The sequence below is a fragment of the Streptomyces sp. V1I1 genome, assembly GCF_030817355.1.
GTDB lineage: Bacteria > Actinomycetota > Actinomycetes > Streptomycetales > Streptomycetaceae > Streptomyces.
Genome location: NZ_JAUSZH010000001.1, coordinates 36,453 through 60,470, shown reverse-complemented (window position 1 = coordinate 60,470; position 24,018 = coordinate 36,453). Strand labels below are relative to the sequence as shown.

At 68.6% G+C, this 24,018-nt stretch carries 26 protein-coding genes and 3 pseudogenes; 17 read left to right on the top strand and 12 right to left on the bottom strand.

Translation table 11 applies throughout. The features are described 5' to 3' along the window. The first annotated feature begins 21 nt into the window (after positions 1-21). From QFZ67_RS00300 to QFZ67_RS00290, 3 genes are read left to right on the top strand one after another with little or no spacing between them, the layout of a single operon-like run. A complete protein-coding gene (locus QFZ67_RS00300) occupies positions 22-897 on the top strand; it encodes a LytTR family DNA-binding domain-containing protein (RefSeq protein ID WP_307659100.1) in 876 nt (291 codons plus the stop codon). Then, positions 894-1,328, top strand: a complete 435-nt coding sequence (locus QFZ67_RS00295; RefSeq protein ID WP_307659099.1) for a hypothetical protein — start codon at positions 894-896, stop codon at positions 1,326-1,328. Before QFZ67_RS00300 ends, QFZ67_RS00295 begins: the two co-directional genes overlap by 4 nt. Positions 1,329-1,368: 40 nt before the next feature. Then, positions 1,369-3,177 (top strand): cation acetate symporter, encoded by a 1,809-nt coding sequence (locus QFZ67_RS00290; RefSeq protein WP_307659098.1) that lies wholly within the window; start codon positions 1,369-1,371, stop codon positions 3,175-3,177. A gap of 60 nt (positions 3,178-3,237) precedes the next feature. Here the strand turns inward: QFZ67_RS00290 and QFZ67_RS00285 are convergent, their stop codons facing one another. Beyond that, positions 3,238-3,792: an ATP-binding protein gene (locus tag QFZ67_RS00285; RefSeq protein WP_307659097.1), complete on the bottom strand. Its 555-nt coding sequence runs from the start codon at positions 3,790-3,792 to the stop codon at positions 3,238-3,240. A 365-nt stretch (positions 3,793-4,157) separates the two neighbouring features. Continuing rightward, entirely contained in the window at positions 4,158-4,577 is a 420-nt protein-coding gene (locus QFZ67_RS00280) for a transposase (RefSeq protein WP_307659096.1), read from the bottom strand. Between QFZ67_RS00280 and QFZ67_RS00275 the strand changes: the two genes are divergently transcribed. Then, positions 4,554-4,760, top strand: coding sequence for a hypothetical protein (locus QFZ67_RS00275; RefSeq protein WP_307659095.1), 207 nt, complete (start codon positions 4,554-4,556; stop codon positions 4,758-4,760). The genes QFZ67_RS00280 and QFZ67_RS00275 overlap by 24 nt on opposite strands. A 285-nt stretch (positions 4,761-5,045) precedes the next feature. Here the strand turns inward: QFZ67_RS00275 and QFZ67_RS00270 are convergent, their stop codons facing one another. Beyond that, the gene (locus tag QFZ67_RS00270; RefSeq protein ID WP_307659094.1) at positions 5,046-6,182 is read right to left on the bottom strand and encodes a PP2C family protein-serine/threonine phosphatase; all 1,137 of its coding nucleotides are present in this window, start codon (positions 6,180-6,182) and stop codon (positions 5,046-5,048) included. 371 nt (positions 6,183-6,553) lie between these two features. Here QFZ67_RS00270 and QFZ67_RS00265 point away from each other — a divergent pair, with 371 nt between their 5' ends. Both QFZ67_RS00265 and QFZ67_RS00260 read left to right on the top strand, forming a co-directional pair. Beyond that, positions 6,554-7,195, top strand: a complete 642-nt coding sequence (locus QFZ67_RS00265) for an ISAs1 family transposase (RefSeq protein ID WP_307659093.1) — start codon at positions 6,554-6,556, stop codon at positions 7,193-7,195. Then, entirely contained in the window at positions 7,192-7,569 is a 378-nt protein-coding gene (locus tag QFZ67_RS00260; RefSeq protein WP_307659092.1) for a hypothetical protein, read from the top strand. The genes QFZ67_RS00265 and QFZ67_RS00260 overlap by 4 nt, the downstream gene beginning before the upstream one ends. 89 nt (positions 7,570-7,658) lie before the next feature. Here the strand turns inward: QFZ67_RS00260 and QFZ67_RS38865 are convergent. Together QFZ67_RS38865 and QFZ67_RS38860 are read right to left on the bottom strand one after the other, a co-directional pair. Further along, a pseudogene (locus QFZ67_RS38865) lies at positions 7,659-7,772 on the bottom strand (Tn3 family transposase); the annotation flags it as partial. Positions 7,773-7,839: 67 nt separating this feature from the next. Further along, a pseudogene (locus QFZ67_RS38860) lies at positions 7,840-7,968 on the bottom strand (Tn3 family transposase); the annotation flags it as partial. A 31-nt stretch (positions 7,969-7,999) separates the two neighbouring features. On the opposite strand from QFZ67_RS38860, the pseudogene QFZ67_RS00255 reads away from it, so the two are divergent. The 8 genes and pseudogenes from QFZ67_RS00255 to QFZ67_RS00220 form a co-directional block, all read left to right on the top strand. Further along, positions 8,000-8,384, top strand: a pseudogene (locus QFZ67_RS00255) (LuxR C-terminal-related transcriptional regulator); the annotation flags it as partial. Positions 8,385-8,512: 128 nt separating this feature from the next. Continuing rightward, complete coding sequence (locus tag QFZ67_RS00250; RefSeq protein ID WP_307659091.1) at positions 8,513-10,354, top strand: glycoside hydrolase family 18 chitinase; 1,842 nt, start codon at positions 8,513-8,515, stop codon at positions 10,352-10,354. Between the two features lie 271 nt (positions 10,355-10,625). Further along, complete coding sequence (locus tag QFZ67_RS00245) at positions 10,626-10,766, top strand: hypothetical protein (RefSeq protein WP_307659090.1); 141 nt, start codon at positions 10,626-10,628, stop codon at positions 10,764-10,766. 210 nt (positions 10,767-10,976) lie between these two features. After that, positions 10,977-11,360, top strand: a complete 384-nt coding sequence (locus tag QFZ67_RS00240) for a hypothetical protein (RefSeq protein ID WP_307659089.1) — start codon at positions 10,977-10,979, stop codon at positions 11,358-11,360. A gap of 39 nt (positions 11,361-11,399) precedes the next feature. Further along, a protein-coding gene (locus tag QFZ67_RS00235) for an IS3 family transposase (RefSeq protein WP_307659088.1) occupies positions 11,400-12,562 on the top strand; the annotation gives its coding sequence in 2 pieces (ribosomal slippage) (positions 11,400-11,684 and positions 11,687-12,562; 1,161 coding nt in all). A gap of 303 nt (positions 12,563-12,865) precedes the next feature. Beyond that, the gene (locus QFZ67_RS00230; protein WP_307659087.1) at positions 12,866-13,198 is read left to right on the top strand and encodes a glyoxalase superfamily protein; all 333 of its coding nucleotides are present in this window, start codon (positions 12,866-12,868) and stop codon (positions 13,196-13,198) included. Between the two features lie 36 nt (positions 13,199-13,234). Next, positions 13,235-14,368, top strand: a complete 1,134-nt coding sequence (locus QFZ67_RS00225; RefSeq protein ID WP_307659086.1) for an IS630 family transposase — start codon at positions 13,235-13,237, stop codon at positions 14,366-14,368. Between the two features lie 165 nt (positions 14,369-14,533). Further along, positions 14,534-15,265 (top strand): A24 family peptidase, encoded by a 732-nt coding sequence (locus QFZ67_RS00220; RefSeq protein WP_307659085.1) that lies wholly within the window; start codon positions 14,534-14,536, stop codon positions 15,263-15,265. Positions 15,266-15,746: 481 nt separating this feature from the next. Here the strand turns inward: QFZ67_RS00220 and QFZ67_RS00215 are convergent, their stop codons facing one another. From QFZ67_RS00215 to QFZ67_RS00190, 6 genes are all read right to left on the bottom strand, one after another. Beyond that, on the bottom strand, positions 15,747-16,262 hold the full coding sequence (locus tag QFZ67_RS00215; protein WP_307659084.1) for an ATP-binding protein: 516 nt from the start codon (positions 16,260-16,262) through the stop codon (positions 15,747-15,749). A 68-nt stretch (positions 16,263-16,330) separates the two neighbouring features. Beyond that, positions 16,331-16,588, bottom strand: coding sequence for a hypothetical protein (locus QFZ67_RS00210; RefSeq protein ID WP_307659083.1), 258 nt, complete (start codon positions 16,586-16,588; stop codon positions 16,331-16,333). A 225-nt stretch (positions 16,589-16,813) separates the two neighbouring features. Continuing rightward, entirely contained in the window at positions 16,814-17,095 is a 282-nt protein-coding gene (locus QFZ67_RS00205) for a hypothetical protein (protein ID WP_307659082.1), read from the bottom strand. 389 nt (positions 17,096-17,484) lie between these two features. Then, the gene (locus tag QFZ67_RS00200; RefSeq protein WP_307659081.1) at positions 17,485-18,057 is read right to left on the bottom strand and encodes a dihydrofolate reductase family protein; all 573 of its coding nucleotides are present in this window, start codon (positions 18,055-18,057) and stop codon (positions 17,485-17,487) included. Positions 18,058-18,367: 310 nt separating this feature from the next. Further along, entirely contained in the window at positions 18,368-18,919 is a 552-nt protein-coding gene (locus QFZ67_RS00195) for a transposase (protein ID WP_307659080.1), read from the bottom strand. Beyond that, positions 18,892-19,494 (bottom strand): helix-turn-helix domain-containing protein, encoded by a 603-nt coding sequence (locus tag QFZ67_RS00190; RefSeq protein ID WP_307659079.1) that lies wholly within the window; start codon positions 19,492-19,494, stop codon positions 18,892-18,894. Before QFZ67_RS00190 ends, QFZ67_RS00195 begins: the two co-directional genes overlap by 28 nt. Before the next feature lie 299 nt (positions 19,495-19,793). Between QFZ67_RS00190 and QFZ67_RS00185 the strand changes: the two genes are divergently transcribed. Together QFZ67_RS00185 and QFZ67_RS00180 are read left to right on the top strand one after the other, a co-directional pair. Beyond that, positions 19,794-21,425: an MFS transporter gene (locus QFZ67_RS00185; RefSeq protein ID WP_307659078.1), complete on the top strand. Its 1,632-nt coding sequence runs from the start codon at positions 19,794-19,796 to the stop codon at positions 21,423-21,425. A gap of 98 nt (positions 21,426-21,523) precedes the next feature. Continuing rightward, complete coding sequence (locus QFZ67_RS00180) at positions 21,524-22,165, top strand: isochorismatase family protein (RefSeq protein ID WP_307659077.1); 642 nt, start codon at positions 21,524-21,526, stop codon at positions 22,163-22,165. Between the two features lie 28 nt (positions 22,166-22,193). Here the strand turns inward: QFZ67_RS00180 and QFZ67_RS00175 are convergent, their stop codons facing one another. Then, a complete protein-coding gene (locus QFZ67_RS00175; protein WP_307659076.1) occupies positions 22,194-22,958 on the bottom strand; it encodes a VIT1/CCC1 transporter family protein in 765 nt (254 codons plus the stop codon). Positions 22,959-23,263: 305 nt separating this feature from the next. Here QFZ67_RS00175 and QFZ67_RS00170 point away from each other — a divergent pair, with 305 nt between their 5' ends. Continuing rightward, the gene (locus tag QFZ67_RS00170; RefSeq protein WP_307659075.1) at positions 23,264-23,908 is read left to right on the top strand and encodes an isochorismatase family protein; all 645 of its coding nucleotides are present in this window, start codon (positions 23,264-23,266) and stop codon (positions 23,906-23,908) included. Positions 23,909-24,018 lie beyond the last annotated feature (110 nt).

The window sequence follows — 24,018 nt, the reverse complement described above, 5'->3', positions numbered from 1 at the left end:
GGGGAGCGTTAGCCTGGCAATATGCTCCACGTTCTTGCGGTGGACGACGAGGTACCGGCTCTGGAGGAGCTGGCGTACTTGCTCCGCCGCGACCCTCGTGTGAGCGAGGTCTGGACCGCAACCGACGGCGCACAGGCGCTTCTCGACATCGACCGGGCGCTGGAGGAGGGACGACCGCTCGACGCCGTCTTCCTCGACATCGGTATGCCCGGCCTGGACGGGGTGGCCATCGCCCGCGTGGTCTCCCGTTTCGCCCGCCCGCCGACGGTGGTGTTCGTGACTGCGCACGAAGACCACGCGGTGGACGCGTTCTCGTTGCATGCCGCCGACTACGTGCTCAAGCCGGTGCATCCGGAGCGGCTGGCTGAGGCGGTGCGCCGCGTCGCCGCCGCGTCGCACCGTGCAGGAGACACGGCGGAGCGGACCGCCGCGAGCCCGCCCGAGGAAGCGGCGCAGGCCGCTTCAGGCCCTCCTGACGAGGTCATCTGCGTGGAGCTGGCGGGGGTGACGCGCTTCGTCCAGCGAAGTGAGGTCCTCTACGCCGAGGCACACGGCGACTACGCGCGCCTGCACACCCCTTCGGCCACCCACCTGGTCCGGACATCCCTGACCGCTTTGGAGGAGCGCTGGGGCGATGCCGGATTCGTCCGTATCCATCGCACCTATCTCGTCGCCCTGCGCCAGGTCCGGGAGCTGCGTATGGGGGCCGGACAGGCGTGTGTGCGCGTTGGGGATGAGCTGCTGCCGGTCAGTCGGCGCCACATCCGTCAGGTCCGGGACCTTCTGGCACGGCCGGCGGGGACCCGCCGGTCCGAGGGTCCGCGCCCCGGCGCAGTGCCCGCCACCGCGGCCCAGTCGCTTCCTCGCACCTTCCCCGACCGCCGAGGTGCGAGGTGACCGACGGCCCGGACCGGTCCCGCGGAGATCCGGGTGCGAACAGTGCTCCCACGCGCCGCATCACCGTGGCCCACCCCCGGACGCTGGCCGCCCTCGGAGGCAGGCAGCTACCGGCCAACGGACGCGAACCGGTCGCCGACGACCTCGGCCGACAGACACCACTCGGCGACATCTATCTCCGCTCTCTCATGCGTGCCCAGCTCCGGCTCGGGCTCGCTGTCGTAGGGGTCCTCGTCGCCGTGCTCGGCGGCCTGCCGTTCCTGTTCCTGGCCGCACCCGCCCTGCGGAACTCGATTGTGGCGGGAGTCCCCGTCCCATGGCTGATCATCGGGGCGGCCGTGCACCCGGTGATCCTCACACTCGCGTTCGTCTGCCTGCGCCACGCCGGGAGGAACGAGCACGACTTCACGGAACTGGTCGAGCGCTCATGAGGGGCATCTTCCGAAAGCACCTCGTGGAGGCAGGAACCCCATGAGCATCGCACCGCCCGTGGCAGCCGTGGCCGTGGTGTGCGTCGCTACCGCCCTGTTCAGCGTCTACGGCCTGCGCCCGGGCCGTGCCACATCGGACTTCTACGTCGCCTCGCGTGCCGTCTCCCCGCTGCGCAACGCTTCCGCTATCGGCGGCGAGTACCTTTCCGCGGCCTCGTTCCTCGGTATCGCGGGGCTCGTGCTGGCCTTCGGCGCCGACATGCTGTGGTACGGCGTCGGCTACACCGCCGGGTACCTGGTGCTTCTGGCGTTCGTCGCGGCCCCGCTGCGCCGCTCCGGGGCGTACACCGTTCCGGACTTCGCCGAGGCGCGCCTGGAGTCCACCCGAGTGCGCCGCCTGACCGCCCTGCTGGTGGTGTTCACCGGCTGGCTGTATCTGCTCCCGCAACTGCAGGGCGCGGGCCTGACGCTGCGTACCGTGACCGCGGCCCCCCTGTGGGTGGGGCCGGTCGTCGTCACCGCCGTCGTGATGGTCACGGTTGCCTCCGGCGGAATGCGCAGCGTCACCTTCGTCCAGGCGTTCCAGTACTGGCTGAAGTTGACGGCACTCGCCGTGCCGGTGATCTTCCTACTGCTGGCCTGGCGCGCGGACGGTGCGCCCTGGCCGGGCGGCGACACCCCGCCGCGGTTTCGCGAGGCGACGACCGTCTCCGTGCAGCAGAGCGTGCGGGTACAGGTCGAGGAGCCCGTGACCGTCACGGTGAGCGGCAGTCTCGACGGGCATCGCGTGGACAGCACACGGGTACGCCTCGAGCCGGGCGAGCACCGGATCGGCGAGGGCACACGCGTGGTGTTCCCGGCCGGGGCCGACGTTCCGCACCCGCAGGGGCAGCCCCCGCTCGACGGCCGGGACTGGTCACGCCCGCTGTCGGGCACCGACCATCCGGTGTACGGGACGTACTCGCTGCTCGTCGCCACCCTGCTAGGCACCATGGGGCTGCCTCATGTGATCGTGCGCTTCTACACCAACCCCGACGGAGTGGCCGCCCGCCGCACCACGTGGGCCGTGCTGTGGCTGCTCGCCGCGTTCTACGTGCTACCCCCGGTGTACGGGGCGCTCAGCCGCCTGTACACCCCCGAACTGCTCATGACCGGCCGTACCGATGCGGCCGTACTGCTGCTGCCCGACCGGCTGGTGGGCGGGACGGGCGGAGTGCTGCTCGGCACGCTGCTGACCGCGGGCGCGTTCGCCGCGTTCCTGTCGACGGCATGCGGACTGACCGTCTCGGTGGCTGGCGTGCTCGGGCAGGAACTGGAGCGCATGTGGTCGGCGGCCAGGGCACGAGTGATACGTCGGCGCGGGCTGGTGAGCAGGCCGCGCCGCGCCAGGTCGTCGGAGCTGCGGATCGAGGCCCGCGACGTGCTGCGCCTGCGACTCGCGGGCGTGGCTGCGGCCTGCGTGCCATGCGTGCTGTCCCTCGTCGTCGTGCACCGGGCAGCGGCGGACGTCGTCGGGCTGGCGTTCGCGGTTGCCGCGTCATCGTTCTCCCCGTTGCTGCTCCTGGGCATCTGGTGGCGGCGACTCACCCCGCAGGGCGCGATGGCGGGCCTGCTGGTCGGCGGGGGAACGACCATCGGCGCGGTGGTCGTTACCATCGCCGGAGACCCGCCTGGAGGGTGGACCGGGACGATGCTGAGCCGACCGGCGGCCTGGAGCGTACCCCTGGCGTTCGCGGTGATGATCGGGACCTCTTGGCTGACCCGTCGCAGCATCCCTCCCGGAACCGCACGTGCGCTGGCCCGCCTTCATGCCCCGGAGTCACTGGCCCCGCCGCGCCGACCGGGCTGAGCGGCCGTGCGCCACCGCCTACGGGCGCCAGGCAGCTCCGGCCGTCAGCAGCTATGGGCGTCAGGCAAGGGCCAGTGCCCATTGCGAGCCGGCGCAGCACGGCGATGGTGACGGCCCGGTTCCGTGCCCGTGATCAGGGGTTTTGACGGCGAGGGTGGCCCAGACGAGTTTTCCGCCGCGAGGCTTGGCCACGGCACCCCAGCAGCTGGCCACGCACTGGAGGATGAGCAGGCCGCGGCCGTGTTCTTCGGCAGCTGCCGGGGAACAGGGGGCGGGCACGGCGGTAGGGGACTGGTCGGTGACGGCGATCAGCAGCTGCGGCTCCGCCAGCGTGCCGCACTTGGCCAGGTGCACCGTGACGGTCTCGGTACGGCCGTAGAGCACCGCGTTGGTCACCAACTCGGAGGTGATCAGGGCTGCGTCCGCTGCCAGGTGGCCCAGGTTCCAGCTCCGCAGATGGCCGGTGACCTCCCGGCGTGCGGTGGCGATGTGCGCCGGGTCGGCGGCCAGGGCCACGTCGACGCGGTTCGGGTGGGGGTTGGACGGCTCGCACCTGGAACTCGGAGCCCGGGCGGCCAGGCCCGAGACCGGAGCGCGTGCGACGTTGGTGATCATGACCGGGTGCTTCCCTTCGGGCGGCACTGGACCGGGAGGAGTCCGTCGCGCCCCTGTTGGTGTCGCGGCCCTGCAAGGTCGGAGCCGCTGTCGCCCGTGTGGACGACGGTTCCTGCTTGTAGCGGCAGTCCCCGCATTTCCTGTGTACGCCGTCCGAGGCATTCCGTGTGCCCATCCGGACTCCAGGCATGCCGAGCGGGCGGCCTGTTGCGACGGATGGATCGGTGAGCGCGGCGAGCGGCCGTGATGGCACGACGAACGGCACAGTGCACGGCCGCACGGGCCCGTTCGCGCTGAGCAGGGGCCCGTGACACCGCCGTCTGCGGACTAGTGCTGCTCCGCAGAAGTTCGTGGAGGGGTGTTGATCAGGTGGTCTTGAGTGGGGTGCCGTCGTAGGTCCAGCGGTAGGGCTTGGCGGTTTCGTTGTGGCCGATGACGTAGGCGTCCAGCTTGTCGATCAGGTCGTCGCGGCTGGAGAAGTCGCCGTGCCTCAGTACCCGACGGGCCAGGGTGGAGAAGAACAGCTCGACCTGGTTGAGCCAGGACGCGTGCGGTGGCGTCCAGTGCACGTGCCAGCGCGGGTGGTCGGCCAGCCACTTCTTGGTGTGTTTGGCGGTGTGCGAGGATCCGTTGTCGAGCACCACGCGGATCTCCTTGCCTGGCTCGACGGCGGCGTCGAGCTGGTCGAGAAACGCGGTGAAGGTGACCGCGTTGTTCCGGGCGGGCACCAGGAGCTCGCCGAGGTGCCGGTCGTCGCCCTCATGGACATCATCGTTGAGATTCATGTGCCCCTTCGGGAAGCTCCGGGCACTCCGGAAGGTTCCTATCCGTTCCCCTGGATCGACCAGGTCGAGGACTTCCTCGCTGAACAGGAGGAAGCGGAAGTGCATGACGAAGGAGAGGAGTACGACGACGCGTACGTCTTCTTCATCACCGGGGCCGCCGAGGTTATCTCGGGTGCGTTTTGAGCGTCAGGCAAGTCTGGCAAGTAGGGCCAGGAGCCCGTGCCTGACGGGTATCAACGGGTCATTCAGGCACGTACGGCATGTTTGTGAAGTGCGGCCCGGGCCTTTGGCTTCGTTCACTTCAAGCAGCAGCGTGTGTCCGCCGGTTTGGCCAGCAGTTGACGATCTTGAGACTCGTGGATGTTCACGAGAGATGACGTCAGTGCCTGAGCTTGGGGTTGTGACGCACTTGGGCTGCCATCGCTCCTGCCTCCGCCCTCAGCGGTTCGAGGAAGGAGAGCTCCTCGGCTACCTCTCCGCCGAGGACATGGGGCGCGTGGAACGGGCTGTACGCGCCGTGCTCGACATGTATCCGCTGTCGGCGGTGTCCTCGTCGAGCCGGTCGACGAGGATCATCGCCACGTCGTCCGTCAAGCGGCCTCCGGTATGGCGGATCAACGCCTGGTGCAGTTCCTCCAGGAACTCCCGAGGGGTGGTGCTCGCCCGTATCCCCTCCATGGTCTCCGGCAGAGGGAAGAAGTCGTTGTCGCGATTGCGGGCTTCGATCACGCCGTCGGTGTACAGGAGCAGACGGTCGCCGCGTACCAACGGATAGCTCTCGGCCTTGGCGGTAAGGCCGTCCACGAGGTCTTCCAGACCCAGCGGCGGCAGCGGCGAGGCCGGCATCAGGGCCTGAACGCTGCCCCGGTGCAGCACTAGCGGAGGCGGATGGCCACGGTTGACCACAAGCACCACCTGTTCCTCCGGCACCTGGGCCACGAGGGCGGTAGTGAATCCCTCCGTCAGAACTTCCTGAGAGTACGTACCGGGCACGGCCGCCTCCCGTTGCAGGGCGGCCTCGCAGCAGTACATGACCTCCGTCAGCTCGTCCTCGTAGTGCACGGACACCCGGAACGCGCCCAGGGTCACCGCGACCGCGCGCATGGCAGTCAGCCCCTTGCCCCTCACGTCCCCCACGATCAGCCGGACGCCGTACGGCGTCTGCACGGCCTCGTACAGATCACCGCCGACCAGCGCCCCTGTCCCCGCAGCGAGGCACAGGCTGGCGGCCCGCACCGGGCCCAGCCGCTCGGGGACGGGCCGCAGGACGACCTCCTGCGCCGCTACAGCGATCCGGCGGACCTGGTCGAGCTCGCCCTGCCTGCGCGTACGCATGGCGTTGCTCAGGATGACACTGGCCACGGACACCACGAACAGCCCCAGGAAGTTCCCGATGATCAGCTGGGTCAGCGTCCCCCACGACTGGTTGTAGGTCGCGGAGGCCGCGTTCACACCCGCGGCGAGGACTGCCGTGGACAGCGTGCCCATCGGCCCCATGGTCAGCGCGGCCAGCGCCGGCGTCGTGGTGAGCACGGGGCCGGTGACCAGATCGTGCGCGGGCGAGAGCTCGATGCCCAGCACGGCCAGCACGATCGCGAAGGGCACACACTGCCCCAGCATGAACGGAACCCCGCCGTGACCGCCCGCTCCTGGTCGAGTGGACGCTCCGGGCCGCAGAGAGGGGCGGAGGCGGGAACGCATAGGTACAGCCTGCCTCGCCGGAAGGGAGCGCTCCACCCCTCGGCCCGTGCCGGGCTCCCGGATCAGCGGACCGGGAGAAACGGTTTGACCGAACCGTTTCCGACGCCACCTGAAAGACCGTGCCTGCCGACGCATCTTCACCGATCCCACCTGCCCTTGACCAGCTCAGCGAGCATCCCGAGGTCGTGCCGAGGGAAGTGCCCGGCCTTCTGCACTGGCTGGCTGAGGTACCTGACCCGCGCGATCCACGCAGGGTCCGGCACCCTCTGAGCGTCGTGCTCGCGCTGACCGCGTGCGCGGTGCTGGCCGGGGCCACCTCCCTGCTGGCGGTCGGCGAGTGGATCGCCGACACCCCGCCCCACCTGCTTGCACTCGTCGGCGGGCATCCCGGCCCACTGTGCCCGAAGCGGCCCCTGCCTGCGGAAACGACCGTACGCAGGCTGCTGACCCGTATCGACGGCGACGCACTGGACCGGGCCGTGGGCTGCTGGCTCGCCGACCGTTGCACCCACACCGCGGGCGAACTGCGGGGGCTGGCCGTCGACGGGAAGAGCCTGCGCGGCGCGGCCAGAGCCAAGGGCCGCAAGATCCACCTGCTGGCCGCGCTCGACCACACCACCGGCATCGTGCTGGCCCAGCTGGACGTGCAGGAGAAGACGAGCGAGATCACCTGCTTCCAGCCGCTGCTGGACAACGTCACCGACCTGGCCGGCACGGTCGTCACCAGCGACGCGCTGCACACCCAGCGCGAGCACGCCGACTACCTCCTGAGCCGCGACGCCCACTACATCGCGATCGTCAAGGGCAACCAGAAGAAGCTCCGCAGGCAACTGAAATCGCTCCCCTGGAAGGATATCCCGCTCCAGGGGCGGCGGCCACGGCCGCGCGGAGATCCGCAGTCAAGGCCGCCACCGTGAACAACCTGCTTTCCCCCGAAGCCCGACAGGCGGTCCAGATCAAGCGCCGCCGTACCGACCGCAAGACCCGGAAGACCACCGTCAAGACCGTCTACGCGGTCACCGGCCTGACCGCCGGGCAGGCGACTCCCGTCCAGCTGGCGACACTCGTCCGCGACCACTGGAAAGTCGAGGCCCTGCACCACGTGAGAGACACAACCTTCGCCGAGGACGCCTCCCAACTGCGGACCGGTAACGCACCACGAGCCATGGCCACCTGGCGCATCCTCGCCATCGGAGCCCTACGACTGCAAGGCGCCAGGAACATCGCAGCCGGCCTCCGCCACAACGCCCGCGACCCGCGCCGACCCCTCAGCCTCCTCGGACTCACATGACCACGAAACGGACGCCACGTGACTACGCCGAAGCCTTGGTTGGAGAGGGGGAGGGCGGCCATGAATTGGGCGATGTCGACGTAGTAGATGAGCACCCCGCGGCCGCCGTAGCGCGAGTGACACTCGGTGAACAGGCTCTGGTCGTACGCGCGGACGTAGGTGGAGTCGGAGGAGGCGACCGCGGTCGAGCCCTGGCCCCACAGCTCGGTGCTGTGGGGCAGTGAAAGTGGCGTTCGCGATCTGGATGGCGATGGCGAGGGCAGCTTCTGCGGACAGGTATCGGCGCCTTAGGTACCGCAGCTCGTCTTCGGTATGGCCTTGGCCGCCGGATGCCACGGCCCTGATCCCGGTGTTCGTGCCGTACGCGTAGATGACCAGCAGCAGGCGCTCGGCCAACACCTTCGCCGAGAGACTGCCGCCGCCGGAGACGGACGTACTCTTCGGGCCTTTGCGGGCGGGTGCTGTCGGTTTTCTGCTGAAGAACACCGAGGCCAAGGATCTGTTGGAGGCGGTGCGCGCGGTGGCGCGCGGCGAGGGGCTGAGCGCCCCGGTCGTGACCGTCGGCTGATCGCGGAGTTCGCGACGCCGAGGCCCGTGCGGTCGGTGAACGCGCCCGATCCCGCGATCCTCGATGTGCTCACCCGGTGTACGCGAAAGTGCGGGCGTTTTTGGGTGAAGGGATGTCGAATGCCGCCATCGCCATGCGGCTGGCCATGGCCGAGGCAACGGTGAAGACCCAGGTCAGCAGGTTGCTGGGGAAGCCGGAGCTACGCCGCCGGGTACAAGCAGCCGTCCAGGCCCAGGAGTTGGGCGTCTATGGTCCGGACCTATTGACCATTGGTCCAGACCTCCCTACTCTCGCCGCACACGCTGCGGTTGGCAGTCGCAGGGTGCGCAGTGCACGGACCACCCGAACGTCTGTCCGCTACTCGTGGAGCACCCCTTGAGAACTCGCATCCCCCTCCGCCGAAGACCGATCAGCACCAGAGCTGTCGCGGGACTCACCGCGCTGCTGCTTCCCCTGGCCGCCCTAGTCGGCCTCGCCTCTTCCGCCGAGGCCGCGACCTCGGCGACCGCCACCTACGCCAAGGCCTCCGACTGGGGGACCGGCTTCGAAGGCAAGTGGACGGTGAAGAACACCGGCACCACATCGCTCAGTTCCTGGACCGTCGAGTGGGACTTCCCCTCGGGCACCGCGGTCACCTCCGCCTGGGACGCCGACGTCACCAGCTCCGGCACCCACTGGACCGCCAAGAACAAAACCTGGAACGGCACCCTGGCCCCCGGCGCCTCCGTCTCCTTCGGCTTCAACGGCACCGGATCGGGCGCCCCCTCCGGGTGCAAGCTCAACGGCGCCTCCTGCGACGGCGGCAGCATCCCCGGCGACAACCCGCCCTCCGCCCCCGGCACCCCGACCGCGAGCAACATCACCGATACCGCGGTCACGCTGTCCTGGACCGCTGCCACCGACGACAACGGCATCAAGAACTACGACGTGCTGCGTGACGGCGCCAAGATCGCGACGGTGACCGGCACGACGTACACGAACACCGGGCTGACCGCCGGTACCGACTACTCGTACACCGTCCAGGCCCGTGACACCGCCGACCAGACAGGACCGGTCAGCGGCGCCCGCGCGGTGCGCACCACCGGCGGCACCAACCCCGACCCTGGCAGCAAGGTCAAGCTCGGCTACTTCACCGAGTGGGGCGCCTACGACCGCAACTACCACGTCAAGAATCTGGTCACCAGCGGCTCCGCCTCGAAGATCACGCACATCAACTACTCCTTCGGCAATGTCCAAGGCGGTAAGTGCACGGTCGGCGATGCCTACCCTGCGTACGAAAGGGCGTACACGGCCGACCAGAGCGTCGACGGCGTCGCCGACGGCTGGGACCAGCCGCTGCGCGGCAACTTCAACCAGCTCAAGAAGCTCAAGGCGAAGTACCCGCACATCAAGGTGCTGTGGTCGTTCGGCGGCTGGACATGGTCCGGCGGCTTCGGCCAGGCCGCAGCGAACCCGACGGCCTTCGCCCAGTCCTGCTACGACCTGCTCAACGACCCGCGCTGGTCCGGGCTCTTCGACGGCATCGACCTGGACTGGGAGTACCCGAACGCCTGCGGTCTGTCCTGCGACACCAGCGGCGCCGCGTCCTTCAAGAACATGATGCAGGCGATGCGCGCCAAGTTCGGCAGCAAGCTCGTCACCGCGGCCATCACCGCCGACGCCGTCCCCGGCGGAAGGATCGACGCGGCCGACTATGGCGGCGCCGCCCAGTACGTCGACTTCTACAACGTGATGACGTACGACTTCTTCGGCGCCTGGGCCGCACAGGGCCCCACCGCCCCGCACTCCCCTCTCACCTCGTACTCCGGCATCCCGCAGCAGGGCTTCAACTCCGACGCGGCGATCCAGAAGCTCAAGGGCAAGGGGATCGCGGGCAGCAAGCTGAACCTGGGCATCGGTTTCTACGGCCGCGGCTGGACCGGCGTCACCCAGGCCGCCCCAGGCGGCTCGGCGACCGGCCCGGCCCCCGGAAAGTACGAGCAGGGCATCGACGACTACAAGGAGCTCAAGACCAGGTGCCCGGCCACCGGCACCGTCGCCGGTACCGCCTACGCGCACTGCGGCACCCAGTGGTGGAGCTATGACACCCCGTCCACCATCAGCAGCAAGATGACCTACGTGAAGAACCAGGGCCTCAAGGGCGCGTTCTTCTGGGAATTCAGCGGCGACACCAGCAACGGCGAATTGGCGACTGCGATCAGCAACGGCCTGCAGTAGGCCCTGCCACAAAGGAGCCCGGGAGAGATCCTCTCCCGGGCTCCGCCACGTTCGAGAGGCAGCCTTCGGGCTCTCTGGGTGTAAGGCCCGTCCAACAGCTCCTGCCCGTCGGCCTACAAGACGTCGAAGGCGATGAAGTGCGCGGGTATCACAGCGGCCAGGTATGCCACGGTGCGGCCGCGGCAGCGCAGCCTAGCCCACGGCGCTGCAACGCCTCGAACGACAGGCGGTCCCCCGACTACACGACGAGCTCGCCGTCGAGGATCAGGCCGTGCGGCAGCCGCTTCGCGGCGGTGACCAGGTCGGGGAATGGCGCTGGATCAGGCTGCCGCGCCGTGACTACAACAGCGTCGGACTGCGCGGTCGGGCCGGGGTGAACAAGAGGGCCGCTGTCGCTGAGCTGGGGCGGTAATTGGCTGCTGGGGGCACTGAAGCTGTCGGTCTAGGTCGCGGGACTGCGCCGGAGTGACCCCCGCCTGATGATGGATTCTCGCTCACTGGGCTGCGACGGGCGGGTTGGCTGTTCTCCGTCGAGCCACCGCGCTTGTGACGCTGGCTCGATAGGCAGAGGGATGTCGGCCATGAATTGGGCGATGTCGACGTAGTAGGCGTAGTCACCGCCTTGGATCATCTCGCGCAGCCAGGCGGTCTCGGCAGCCAATTCACCGTGAGCGCCCAGGACGGCGTGGTGGAAGCACACGGCCAGTTCGAGGGTGGGCTGGGCGGAGTTGAAGCCTGCGTTGTCGATCTCGGTTCGGAGCAGGCGGGCGCGGTCCTCGAGGTTCCCGGATTGAGGGCCGCAATGAAGCGGGTCGAGCAGACGAAGGAGGAGACGATGCGCGAGCAGCGCGGCCTCACCCTCCACGGCGCTGGGCAACGACTCGAGGACAGCCTTCAACCGGCCACCGAAGACAACCACGCGCTCAACGCCCGTCTCGCGAGCCTTGAAGCCGACCTGGCCGCAGCACGCACCAACGGGTCTGCTGCACGATCGGGTGACATCTGAACTGGCTTGCCCTGTGGGGCGGGTGGGAAGGATGTCGCTGTGCCCAAGCCTTATCCGGAAGAGTTCCGCGAGGATGTCGTACGGGTCGCGAGGAACCGCGGCCCGGGGGTGACGGTCGAGCAGGTGGCCGCCGACTTCGGAGTCCACGCGATGACCCTGTGGAAGTGGATGCGCCGGGCGGACATCGACGACGGGGCAAAGCCCGGAACGACCAGCCAGGAGAGCAGGGAACTACGGGAAGCACGTCGGCGGATCAAGCTGCTGGAGCAGGAGAATGAGGTCCTGCGCCGGGCCGCGGCCTACCTCTCGCAAGCGAACCTGCCGGGAAAAGGATCTACCCGCTCGTGAAAGAGCTCGCTGTGGACGGGGTTCCCGTCACGGTCACGTGCCGGGTCCTGAAGCTCGCCAGACAGCCCTACTATCGCTGGTTCGACGAGCCGGTGGCCGACGCCGCGTTAAAGGAGGCGTATCGCGCGAACGCGTTGTTCGACGCCCACCGTGAGGACCCGGAGTTCGGCTACCGCTTCCTGGCCGACGAAGCGCGAAGCGCGGGAGCTGGCATGGCTGACCGGACCGCGTGGCGGATCTGCCGGGACAACCGCTGGTGGAGCGTGTTCGGCAAGAATCGCAGCAGGACCAAGAAGGCCGGCCCGCCGGTGCACGACGACCTCGTCCGCCGCGACTTCACCGCGGATGGCCCGAACATGCTGTGGCTCACCGGCATCACCGAACATCCCACAGCGGAAGGGAAGTTGTATCTGTGCGCGGTAAAGGACGTCTTCAGCAAGAGGATCGTGGGCTACTCGATCGACGCGCGAATGAAGTCCCGCCTGGCCGTCGCAGCGCTGGACAACGCTGTTGCCCGGCGTGAGAACGTCGCCGGGTGTGTCCTGCACAGCGATCGCGGGTCGCAGTTTCGGTCCCGGAAGTTTGTCCGGGCGCTCGGCCGGCACCAGATCGCCGGCTCGATAGGCAGGGTCGGGGCGGCAGGCGACAACGCCGCCATGGAGTCCTTCTTCAGCCTGCTGCAGAAGAATGTCCTCGACCGCCGAAAGTGGGCCACCCGCCAGGAACTGCGGATCGCGATCGTGACCTGGATCGAGCGGACTTACCACCGACGCCGCAGACAACCCTCACTCGGCCGGCTGACTCCCGTCGAATACGAAACCGTCATGACCACTCCGGCCCTCCTGGCCGCGTGACCGAACCTGTCACCCAACCTTGCAGCAGACCCCAATTACCTGCCGGCGAAGCCGCATCAGGCAACGTTCGCCCTGTCCTGACGGTAGCGTTGTGGCCAGGTGGCGACCTCCTACCGGCATGGGAGGATTCATGAGCCAGCAGTTGACCTGGTGACATTGGGCGTCGACGATTTGAAGGTCAGTCGCCAGTTCTACAGCCAGGGCCTGGGCGGGTCTCCCCTGCTCGATCTGAACGAGATCGTTTTCTACTAGTGCCGCATCACGCAACGTTTGCCCTGTCCGTCGTCTGGGACGATGGGCCACATGGACGAGGAAGTCATTCCAATTCTTCACGTCGAGGACGCTGCTGCGGCGGTCGCGTGGTACGGCCGTCTGGGCTTCACCCAGCAGTGGGAACATCGCTTTGAGCCGGGGCTTCCCGCGTTCGTGGAGGTGGCCCGTGGCAGGGTCAGGTTGTTCTTGTCAGAGCACAAAGGCGACGCCCGTCCCGACACGTTGATCTACCTCCGCGTCCGTGAAGTCGATGCCATCGCGGGGGAGTTCGGTGTCCGAGCGAAGGACGCTCCATGGGCACGCGAGATTGAGCTGCGTGATCCTGACGGCAACCGCCTATGGGTGGGCACTCCTGCGGAATAAGCACTGCCGGTAGTGCGAGGCAGAGAAACTGTGCTGGTGGCAGAACGAGTACGTGTCCGTGAGATCGATGATGACGAGGGCAGGCGGCTGCTGCGGATCATCCGCCGCGGTACCGGTTCGGTGGTGACCTGGCGGCGGGCGCAGATGGTGCTGCTGTCCGCGCAGGGCATGACCGTGGCGAAGATTGCCGAAGTGACGTTCACCAGCACCGACCGGGTCCGGGACGTCATCCATAACTTCAACACTGACGGCTTCGGCTCCCTCTACCCGAAGTACAAAGGCGGCCGGCCGAAGACCTTCAGCCTTACCGAACGCCGCGAGGTCAAGAAGATCGCCAAGTCCCAGCCGGCTGAACACGGCCTGCCGTTCTCGACCTGGAGCCTGACCAAGCTGGCGGACTTCCTGGTTGCAGAGGGGGTGGTCGACGACATCAGCCACGAGGGCCTGCGCATCCTGCTCCGCGAGGAAGGCGTCTCCTTTCAACGCGTGAAGACCTGGAAGACCTCCCGCGACCCGGACTACGCGGCCAAGAAGGCGCGCGTCGAACATCTCTACGCGATCGCCGACGGCGAGGTCATACCTGAAGAAGGCGAGCCGGAGGTGGTCTTATGCCTGGACGAGTTCGGGCCGCTGAACCTCCAGCCACATCCGGGCCGTCAGTGGGCCGAACGCGGCGGCAAACACAAGGACCGAGACCGTGAACCCCGGCCCCGCCGACGGGCGACCTACACCCGCCCGCACGGGGTGCGGCATCTGTTCGCCGCCTACGACCTCGCCAAGGACAAGCTCTACGGACACATCAAGAAGACCAAGACCCGGTCGAAGTTCCTGGAGTTCTGCCGCTACCTGCGGACCCTCTACCCGCCGACGGTCCGCCTGGCGATCGTGTGCGACAACTACTCCCCGCACCTGACCACCAAGCGGTGCCGCCGCGTGGCGGACTGGGCCCAGGCCAACAACGTCGAGATCGCCTACACCCCGACGAACTCCTCGTGGCTGAATCGCATCGAGGCCCAGTTCACCGCCCTGCGCTACTTCACCCTCGATGGCACCGACCACGCCAGTCACAAGGAGCAGGGCAGCATGATCCGCCGCTACCTCATCTGGCGAAACCGTCATGCTGACGATCAGCGGCTACGAGCCGTGCTCGACAGGGCGAACGTTGCCTGATGCGGCACTAGTAAGCAAGTAGCCGGCCCTATGGCGTACTCGTCACCGGTGAGCCGCAGCCTGTCCCGCAGCGGCTCCATGAACGGCGGCAGGCGACTGCGGTGCGCGCCCTGGCCACTGCCCTGAAGGAGTGGACCGAGCGCAGCTGAGCATAGGCTCCGTCCGGTGGAGACGTTGTTGATCATCACGGCTGCTGCCCTGTGGGGTTGCGGCACAGACGTGCTCATACCCCGCCCCGTGTACCGGCTCTCCGTGCCGCCCGATGAACCCTGGCGCACGGCGTGCCCGGCAGGCCACCCCCTCACCGGCATCAGCAGCGGATGGCTGGGGCGTGCCCGCTGCGCCGCCGGGGATGCGTACGGCCCGAGCACGCTCTCTATCGCCTCCGTGTCGGCGGTGGTCTGCGCGCTGCTGGCGGTCGCCGCAGGGGCCCGCCCCGAGCTGGTGGTCTGGCTGCTGCTCGCCCCGCCCGGCGTACTGCTTGCCACCGTCGACTTCACGGCGCACCGGCTGCCCGACGTGCTCACCCTGCCGCTCGCCGCGGCCGCGCTCGTCCTGCTCGGCGTCGCCGCGTTGCTGCCCGATGCCGGCGGCAGCTGGATGTCCGCGCTGCTCGGCTCCCTCATTCTGGCAGCCGGCTATTTCGCGATCTTCCTCATCAGCAAGGGCTTCGGATTCGGCGATGTGAAACTCGCCCTCGTCCTGGGCGCGGTCCTGGGCTGGTACGGCTGGGCCATCGTCTTGATCGGGACCTTCGCCGGGTACCTGCTCGGCGCGCTGTACGGCATCGCGCTCATCCTCGCGGGCCGGGCTGGCCGGAAGACCAGGATCCCGTTCGGCCCGTTCCTGCTCGCCGGGACGTTCGTCGGTGTGCTCCTGGGCTCCTACGCTCATTGAATCCCGGCCGCCGGAGAGGAGTTCGACCAGTTACATACCGACCACTTCGCCGTCTGGGACCGATCACGCGCGTACACGGCCGCCGTTCTCGCCCTGCTGCGGGCTGGCGTGTAGCCCCCTGGGCGAACGGAGTTGAGCCATCTCGCGGCGACTTCACCCCGGAGACCGAGCGTGCCGAGGACGGGTATGGCAGCGTGGATTCAGGTCTGGCCCGTCACTCCCCCCGTGGTGGCGGGCCCGACCTTTTGCGGGCGTTGTCCGGCTCCGCACCCGAAGGGCCCTCGCCTTGCCGCTCGGACAGAAGTAGCGAGGGCCAGGGTCGGTGGCGACGACGATGAATGAACCGGCACGGCGTGGCTTCGGCATCATGAGGGCCATGGACGACGTCGAGCTCACCGAGGACGAGGTCAACGGCCTGCTCAGCGGTGAGGACCATGGGGCCGGGTGGGACGAGGAGGACGGCTACGAGTGGGTGAGCTGATCACCGCACTGCCAGCGCCCCGTCCAGCTTGTTGGCGCTGACGGCGTCCTCGTCGGGACTGGGGGGCTCGAAGCGGGCGAAGAAGTCGTCCAGCGCCCCGGGGGTGACGGTGAGTGCGTTGGCATCGGCGTGCTGGTTGCGTTCGTTCAGGCGCCGCAGCAGCTCCGTCTTCTCGACGGGGAGGTACACCAGTGCCCACCGGCCGCCCGCGGCCTCGACGGTCTTCTTCCACGCGTCGCGGTCCTCGCGCAGCCACAGCCCGTGGTCGAGAACGACGTCCCGGCCGGCGGCCAGCTCGTCGGATACCCGTTGTCGTACGGCGTCGACGACCGGACCTTCGCGCTCGAAGTACTCGTGCTCGGGGTAGTCGACGCTGTACCGGCCGTGGAGGCGGTGGACCTCTTCGTCGACCGACAGGCGGACCATCCCTCGGTCGGCCAGGGCCTGGGCGAGCACGGTCTTGCCGGAGGCGGTGATGCCGACCAGCAGCACGGCGAGCGGTGCGGACCTGCTCACGATCATCCTTTCGGCGGGCGGGTCCTTGTCCTTCCCTTGTGGCCCGGCCGCCCGGCTTGCGGGCTGGTTTACGGGCGGGTGCCGCTGCGGGCCGCGGGCGGGCGCCACGCGGTGGCGATCGTCTGGGCTTCGCGCTCCCATCCGGCGGGCAGTTGGCCGAGGCTCACGCGGCGGAAAGTGAGGCGGAGGTCGGCGACGTCGATCCGGCCGCCGTGGCGGCCGGTGTGGTCCAGCAGCCGGCCGGCTTCGTCCCGTACGGCCGGGGTGTGCTCGGTCCTGTCGCCGGAGGCGAACCGTTCGACCCGTCGCCGCAGGTCGTCGCGCACGCAGGAGCGCCAAGGGAGCCGTGCGGACCCAGGGGCATGCGTCGTTGCTGCGGCCACCGGGCGGAAGCGGTGCTGCCCGGCACCATGCCGCGTGTCTGGTTGATCTGGACGGTGGCCGCGACGATCGCGCCGAAGACGTCGGCGGGCAGGGACAGGTCTTGCAGCAGCGCATCGATCTCGCTGGAGAGCACGCAGGGCGAGCCCTCCGGCTCGCCGCCGTGCGGGTCACTCAACGGGCAGGCCGGCCGCGGCGATCGCCTCGGTGACGCTGTGGGTGGGCAGCGTGCCGCTCAAAGCAGCCTCGGTCAGCCGGTCGCCCTTCGCCTGGTCGGCATCGAGCGTGGCCTCGCACCACCACCGGCGCAGGACCGCCTCGGCGTCCTCGGGGGAGGCCGCCAGCAGCTCGCGGTAGAACTCCATGCGCCGCTCGCCGGACAGGGCGGCGCCGATGCCGTCGGCGTTACGCGGCACCTCCGACGGGTGGGCGTGTACGGGCTGTGCGGTCATCGGTTACGTCCCTTCCCTCAGGGTCGAGTCTGCCGTCTTCCCGGGCCCAGGTCGACCGCCCCGCCAAAGGCGGGCACGGCACGCGGTGTGTGCGAGGGTCCGGCGGCGGCATCGGCCGGACACAGAACCCGGCCGCCGGACCCCGGACTCGCCTACCCCCCGGTTCTGGCAGGCGCCGGGCCCGGCTGGGGTCTTGCGGTCGCGGTGTCAGCCGGTGTTCTGCGGGATGGCCAGCTCGTGGCCGCAGGAGAAGCGCACGATGCGGTCCAGCGGCTTGAGCACCGCCTCGCCGGAGGTCTGGCACTGCGTGCACACGGCCGCCTTCCCGTTCACGTACTGGCGAGTGCCACGTCCGGGGACGCGACGGCAGGGCGAGTGCGGGAGCCTTGTCAGCGGACGACGTCGAAGACGTTCTTCTGCAGGCCGTTGGCGTAGACCTCGTGCTCGACGAGCTTCAGCTTCTGGGTGTCCTTGTCGGTGGCGCTGAACAGACGCTTGCCCGCGCCGAGGAGGAGCGGGAAGACGAGCAGGTGGTAACGGTCGATCAGGCCGGCGTCCGAAAGGCTCTGGTTCAGGGTGGCGCTGCCGTGGACGATGATCGGGCCGCCCTCGGTCTCCTTCAGCGCGGCGACCTCGTCGAGCGAGCGCAGGATCCTCGTCTCGCCCCAGTTCGAGACCAGGTCGTCCTCGGTGAGGGTGGTGGAGACGACGTACTTCGGCATCGCCTTGTAGTCGGCGAAGTCCTCCATGTCGGGCCACACGGGGCTGAAGGCCTCGTAGCTGGTCCGGCCCATCAATATCGCGGTGGCTTCCTTCTGCTCCTGGCCCTTGATGTCGAATGCCTCGGGGAGGAACTCCATGTCCTTGAAGGTCCAGCCCGAGTTCCGGTATCCGGGCTCGCCGCCCGGGGCCTCCACGACGCCGTCGAGGGAGATGAAGGCGGTGCTGATCAGGGTGCGCATCTGGGGTTCCTCGGTGTCTCGTGTCTGGTTCTCAGCGGGTTTCGGTCGGTGCACGCTTCGACCACGCTCGTGACTGCGGTGCACCAATCATGATCTATGACTGTGGATCACGGAGAAACTCATCGGCCGTCGCCCGCTCCTTCCGGCGGCTTCGGTCATCCGGATCACCTCGGCGAGCCACACACGTGCCCGATCGCGAGAACTACCGGCAGCGAACAGCGACGAGCGGTGCATGGCCGCAACCGGTGACGCGGCATCTTGATGTCGTCGGGCTCGGTGATCCAAACCAAACGGCCTAGTGCTGGATTCCTCAAAGGCAGTACACATATCGGCGTCGTAGTTGGCGGGTTGGCGGGGCTGCTCGGCCCCAGATCCATGGTCTGGCACGGGCGTTGAGCTGGGCGGTGGCCACGGCCGTGGCTTGGGTGATGTCGTCCGGGTTGGCGAAGGACCGGCCGGCCAGGGCTGCCTTGCGGAAGATCCGCCACCAGCCCTCCTGCAGGTTCAGCCAGCACGCGCCGACCGGGATGAACGCGTGCCGGATCCGAGGATGATCCTCCAGCCAGGTCCGGGTGGACAGGCTGTTGTGGGAGGACAGGTTGTCGGTGACGATCCAGATCTCCCCGGTCGGGTTGGCGTCCTCGACCTGTTGCAGGAACTGCTGGTAGAAGGCGCTGTTGCGGGAGGATGCGGCCATGGTGATCTCCTGGCCGTCCCTCACGCGCAGGCCGCCGTATACCCAGGTCTTCTCCGGCCCGCGGCTGTAGTCGATCTCGTTCTTGATGCGATGCCCGTCCGGCGACCAGCCCGGTGCAGGTGGGAAGGCGCGCGGGATCACCGGCCCGAGTTCGTCGGCGCACACGACCGTCGCACCGTCCGGCGGGTGGGTGTAGAGGCCGATGATCCGCGTCCTTTTCCCGCGAAGTCCGGGTCCTTCGAGCGGGTCCAGGAGCGGGTGCGGCGCCAGCGCACCCCCTCGGCCAGCAGGATTCTGCGCACTTGGGAGCGGCCGACCTCGATCCCCAGCCGCTGGGCCTCGGCGGCCAGGGAGTCCAACGTCCACTCCGACGCGCCGCCCTCGTCCGCGGCCCACAGGTCCCCGTATGGCTGCATCTCCAGCCTCCCGGGCGGCACCTGCTTGACCAGGGCGATGATCCTCGACCGCTCGGCCTCGGTGATCCGCCGCTTGCGGCCCTGCCCACCGAGATCTTCCAGGCCCTCCAGACCGGCGCGGTTGAAGCGGTGCAGCCACCTGCGCACCGTCTTCTGACTGCAGCTCAGCTCATCCGCGATCGCCGGCACCCGCTGCCCCGCCCAGCTCAGTTCGATCATGCGGGCCCGCATCACCACATCCCGGGGGGCCTTGCGGGCTCGCGAGAGTCGATGGATGACCGCCTGCTCGCCCTCGTCACGGCTTTGTCGTGCTCGTAACACCATCAACCAGCACCCGCCCCCGAGCACCCGAACCGCCCCGCCACCAGCACATATACCCAACCAAAGCGGAATCCAGCACTAGAACGTGACCTGCGCAAGTTTGGGCTGCCGGACTGTGGAAAGCTGATCAGTGACGCCCTCAGCCTGCTGCGGCACCGGCCACCTGCCGCACGGTCGACGCCGTCACCGAGGTGGATCTCAAGATCGCGGCCACGTGACGGCGCCGTCAACCATCCGATGTCCTCGCCTGCTGGACCTGCGACCCGGGCCCCCAGGTATCAGGGTGGGACATGGAGGACGGTATGAGCGAGACGAAGGGCAGTGGTACCGGAGCCGGGCTGCAGAGCGGGGAGCCCGCACCGGCGGTCTGGGCTCCGCTCGCCCACCCGGTCTTCCGGGCGTTGTGGATCGCTCAGCTCGCCTCGGCCGTCGGGACGTGGATGCAGACGGTCGCCGCCCAGTGGCTCATGGTCCAGCGAGGGCCGACGTTGGTGGCGCTGGTGCAGACCGCGTCCATGCTGCCTGTCTTCGTGCTCGGGCTGCCGTCGGGGGTGCTCGCCGATCTGGTGGACCGCCGTCGTCTGCTGGTGGCCGCGCAGCTGCTCATGCTGGTGACGGCGGGCACCCTCGCTGGGCTGACCTGGGCTGGGCTGACCACGCCCGCCGTGCTTCTGGGCCTGGTCTTCCTACTGGGGTGCGGTACGGCGCTGATGGGTCCGGCGTGGCAGGCGATCCAGCCGGAGCTGGTGCCTCGTGCTCAGTTGCTCCAGGCGGCCTCGCTGGGTGCGGCCAATGTGAACATCGCCCGGTCGGTCGGCCCTGCGCTGGGCGGACTGCTGGTCGCGGTGGCCGGGCCGGCCTGGGTTTTCGTGCTGAACGCAGTTTCGTTCATCGGTGTCGTGGCGGTTCTGCTGCGGTGGCGGCGGCCCGCCCAGGTGCCGGTCGGGGGCGAGCGGGAGCGGGCGCTGGCGGCGTTGTGGGCGGGCGGGAGGTATGTGTGCAACGATCCCGAGGTGCGGAGGGTCCTGCTGCGGGTCCTGCTGTTCGTACCTCCAAGCGCCGCCTTGTGGGCCCTGCTGCCGGTGGTTGCCGACCAGGTGCTGGGTCTGGGCGCCGGTGGATACGGGCTGCTGCTCACCGCGGTGGGCGTGGGGGCCGTCTCCGGTGCGGCGGTGCTTCCCAGGGTCAGTCGCCGATGGGGCAGCACCCTGATGGTCGCCGTCGGGAGCGCGGCGCTGGCTCCTGTGCTTGTGGTGATGGCGGTCGCGGACGTCCCCGCGCTGCTGGCCGCGCTGCTCGTGGTGGCCGGGCTGGCCGAACTGGCGGTGCTCTCCACTTTCAATGCCTCCCTCCAACTGCTGATGCCCGCCTGGGTGCGGGCGCGCGGGCTGGCGATTTCCATGACCGTGTTCATGGGAGGGGCGGCCTTCGGCGCCGCGTTCTGGGGGGCGCTGGCCTCGCGTATCGGTCTCACTGAGACGCTGTTGATCGCCGCGGGCGTGCTGCTGCTGGGAGCGGCAACCGTAGCTGTCTGGCCGCTGAGCGAGGCGGCCGAGCTCGATCGTTCGGCCTCCATGCACTGGCCCGTGCCCAGTCTGATGTTCGAGCCCCCGCCGGACCGTGGCCCCGTCCTGATCAGCATCGATTACCGGGTGCCGCCCGAGAACAGAGCCGCGTTCGTGGAGACGATGCAGGAGCTGGCCCTGGCCCGGAGGCGTATTGGCGGCATGGACTGGGGGCTGTACCAGGATGCGTACGACGAGCAGCGGTTCGTGGAGAACTACCTTGTCGCCTCCTGGTCCGAGCACATGGCGCAGCATGGGGGAAGGCTCACCGGCGGCGACCGGGACCTTGAGGAGCGGGCATGGGCGCTGCTGAAGGAGCCTCCTGTCGTCACCCATGCCTTCGCCGCCACAGGTCGGCGAAGCCGGTAGGGCAAGGACCGCACCGACGCGCAGTCCGCGTACCTGAGAAAGAGGAAGGGAGCAACGAGAGAGAGGAGGAAGGGGGAAGGGGGCCGAGAGGGACAGAGATGACTGACACATCCGCCGTATCCCGTTTCCATGAGCCGCTGTCCCGGGAGAACGCGTTGCTGCTGCTGGTCGACCACCAGATCGGGCTGCTCACCGGTGTACGCGACATCGACGTGGCAGAACTTAAGCACAACGTGGTGGGCCTGGCGAAGGCCGCGCGGACGCTTGAGGTGCCGATCGTGGCCACCACCACGTCGGCCGAGAGCATGTGGGGACCGCTGCTCCCGGAGCTGGCCGAAGTGCTGCCGCCGGAGCTGGAGATCATCGACCGGAGCACCGTGAACGCCTGGCATGAGCCGCGGGTGCGGGAGGCCGTCGAGGCGACCCGCCGACAGAAGATCATCATTGCCGGTGTATCGACGGAGGTCTGCGTCGCCTTCCCTGCCATCGCCGCGACCGCAGCCGGGTACACGGTGTTTGCCCCGGTCGACGCCTCGGGGACCTTTAGCGAGACCAAACGCGCTGCCGGCCTGCTTCGTATGCACCAGGCGGGCGTGATCCTCACCGACTACGCCACCGCTGCCGTCGAGATGCTTGAGGACAACGCCTCGCCGCAGGCACCCGACCTGTACGCGGCGATCGACATGCCGTTCGCGGTTCTGGTCGGACAGCTCGCCACGGTGTACGCCAAGCGTTCCTGAGCTTGGTCGGACCAAGGGCGCACTCTGATCAGGCGAGCGACGTGCCGACCAGCCTTCCGAGCGCGAATGTCACACCGGCGGCGGCTGTCAATACGACCAGCTGACGCACTGCTCCTCGCACCACGCCGCGTTGCGAGGAGCGGGACAGCACGCCGCCGACGACCGTGGCCGCCAGTGCGGTCGCCACCACCGAGCCCCACACAGCCGCCTCTCCCCGCCACAGGAACCAGGGCAGCAGCGGGACGGCGGCTCCGAGTGCGAACAGCACCAAGGAGAAGGCAGCTGCGATCTTCGGGCTGCCGGGTTCATCGGGATTGATGCCCAGCAGCGCGCGGGAGGCCACCCGTAGTCGACCGTCCTGATGGCCAAGGACATCGCGCGCCGCACGCGCGGCGGAATCGGGCCGGTACCCGTTGCGGACGAACTCCTCCCGCAGGCGCCGTTCCACGCTGCTCGGGCTATGGCTCAGAAGGTCACGCATCGCCGCCAGCACGCCACGGGTGAGCTCTACCTGGGTGAGGACCGATATCCACTCCCCGGCCGCCATGGAGAACGCGCCGGCGACCAGGCTGGCGAAACCGGCGAGCTGGACGGCGGCGGGTGAGGCGCTCGCCCCTGCGAGTCCGAGTACCAGACACAGGTTGGTGACCAGGCCATCGTTCACGCCGAGCACCGCTGCCCGGGCGCTGCCCTGGCCGAGCTGGTGACTACGCTGCGCCAGGCGGCGCTCGGCGGCGTCCGCGTCCTGGTCGGTGCCGGGGCTGTACGGCAGCTCGTCCTTCGAGGACTGCATGGCGTCTCCAAGCGGGAGTGGTAAGTCGCGGCAGATGATAACTGACTTTGATAGTCACTTATCTTGACTGAACCTCGCTCCTGCCTGGCGGGTGCAAGCTCGACCCCAGGTCCTGGCCTCACCTCGGGTGCCCGCACTCTTCGGGGCTGTCGGGCGGGTTGCGGGTGGCTCCAGGGGTCTCCTGTGGAGTGATCTTGCCTGTCCTGCTGGTGCGGGAATAGGCTGCCATTAGTCACTGTTCTTGACTATCAAGATGTTGATGAAAGTGATGGGCGGGTGACCGCCCCTGACACAGGAGACGCCCCATGACTGAGAACCTTCCGGGAACCAGCCGCTTCCTCGAGCCGCTGACCCGCGACAACACCACCCTGCTTCTCGTCGATCACCAGATCGGCCTGTTTACTGGAGTGCGCGACATCGACGTCGCCACGCTCAAGCACAATGTCGCCGCGCTGGCGAAGGCCGCGCAGGTGCTCGACATCCCCACCGTGGTGACCACCACGGGCGCGGACGGCATGTGGGGGTCGCTCGTACCGGAGCTTGCCGAGGTCCTCCCCGCTGACCTCGAGGTGATCGACCGCAGCACCGTCAACGCCTGGAGCGACGCGCGCGTCCGCGACGCCGTGGAGGCCACCGGCCGCAAGAAGCTGATCATCGCGGGCGTCTCCATCGAGGTCTGCCTTGCTTTCCCGGCGATCTCCGCCACTGCGGCCGGGTATGACGCGTACGCGGCCATCGACGCCTCCGGCACCTTCAGCGAGACCAAGCGCACCACGGGTCTGCTGCGCATGCAGCAGGCGGGCGTGATCGTCACCGACTACGCGACCACGATGGTCGAGATCCTGGCCGACAACGCCGACCCGAAGGCCTTCGAGGTCTACACGGCCCTCGACATGCCGTTCGCGACGCTGGTCGGCCAGATGTCCTCCGCTTACTCCAAGAACGGCTGAGCCGTCCAGCCACAAAGCCGCTCCTTCGGGGCATCACCCCCGTAACCGCCCCGCGGGAGCTCCCCGGGTGCCGGTCCCTGCCCCCCGCATGGCCCGGCACCCGGGGAGCT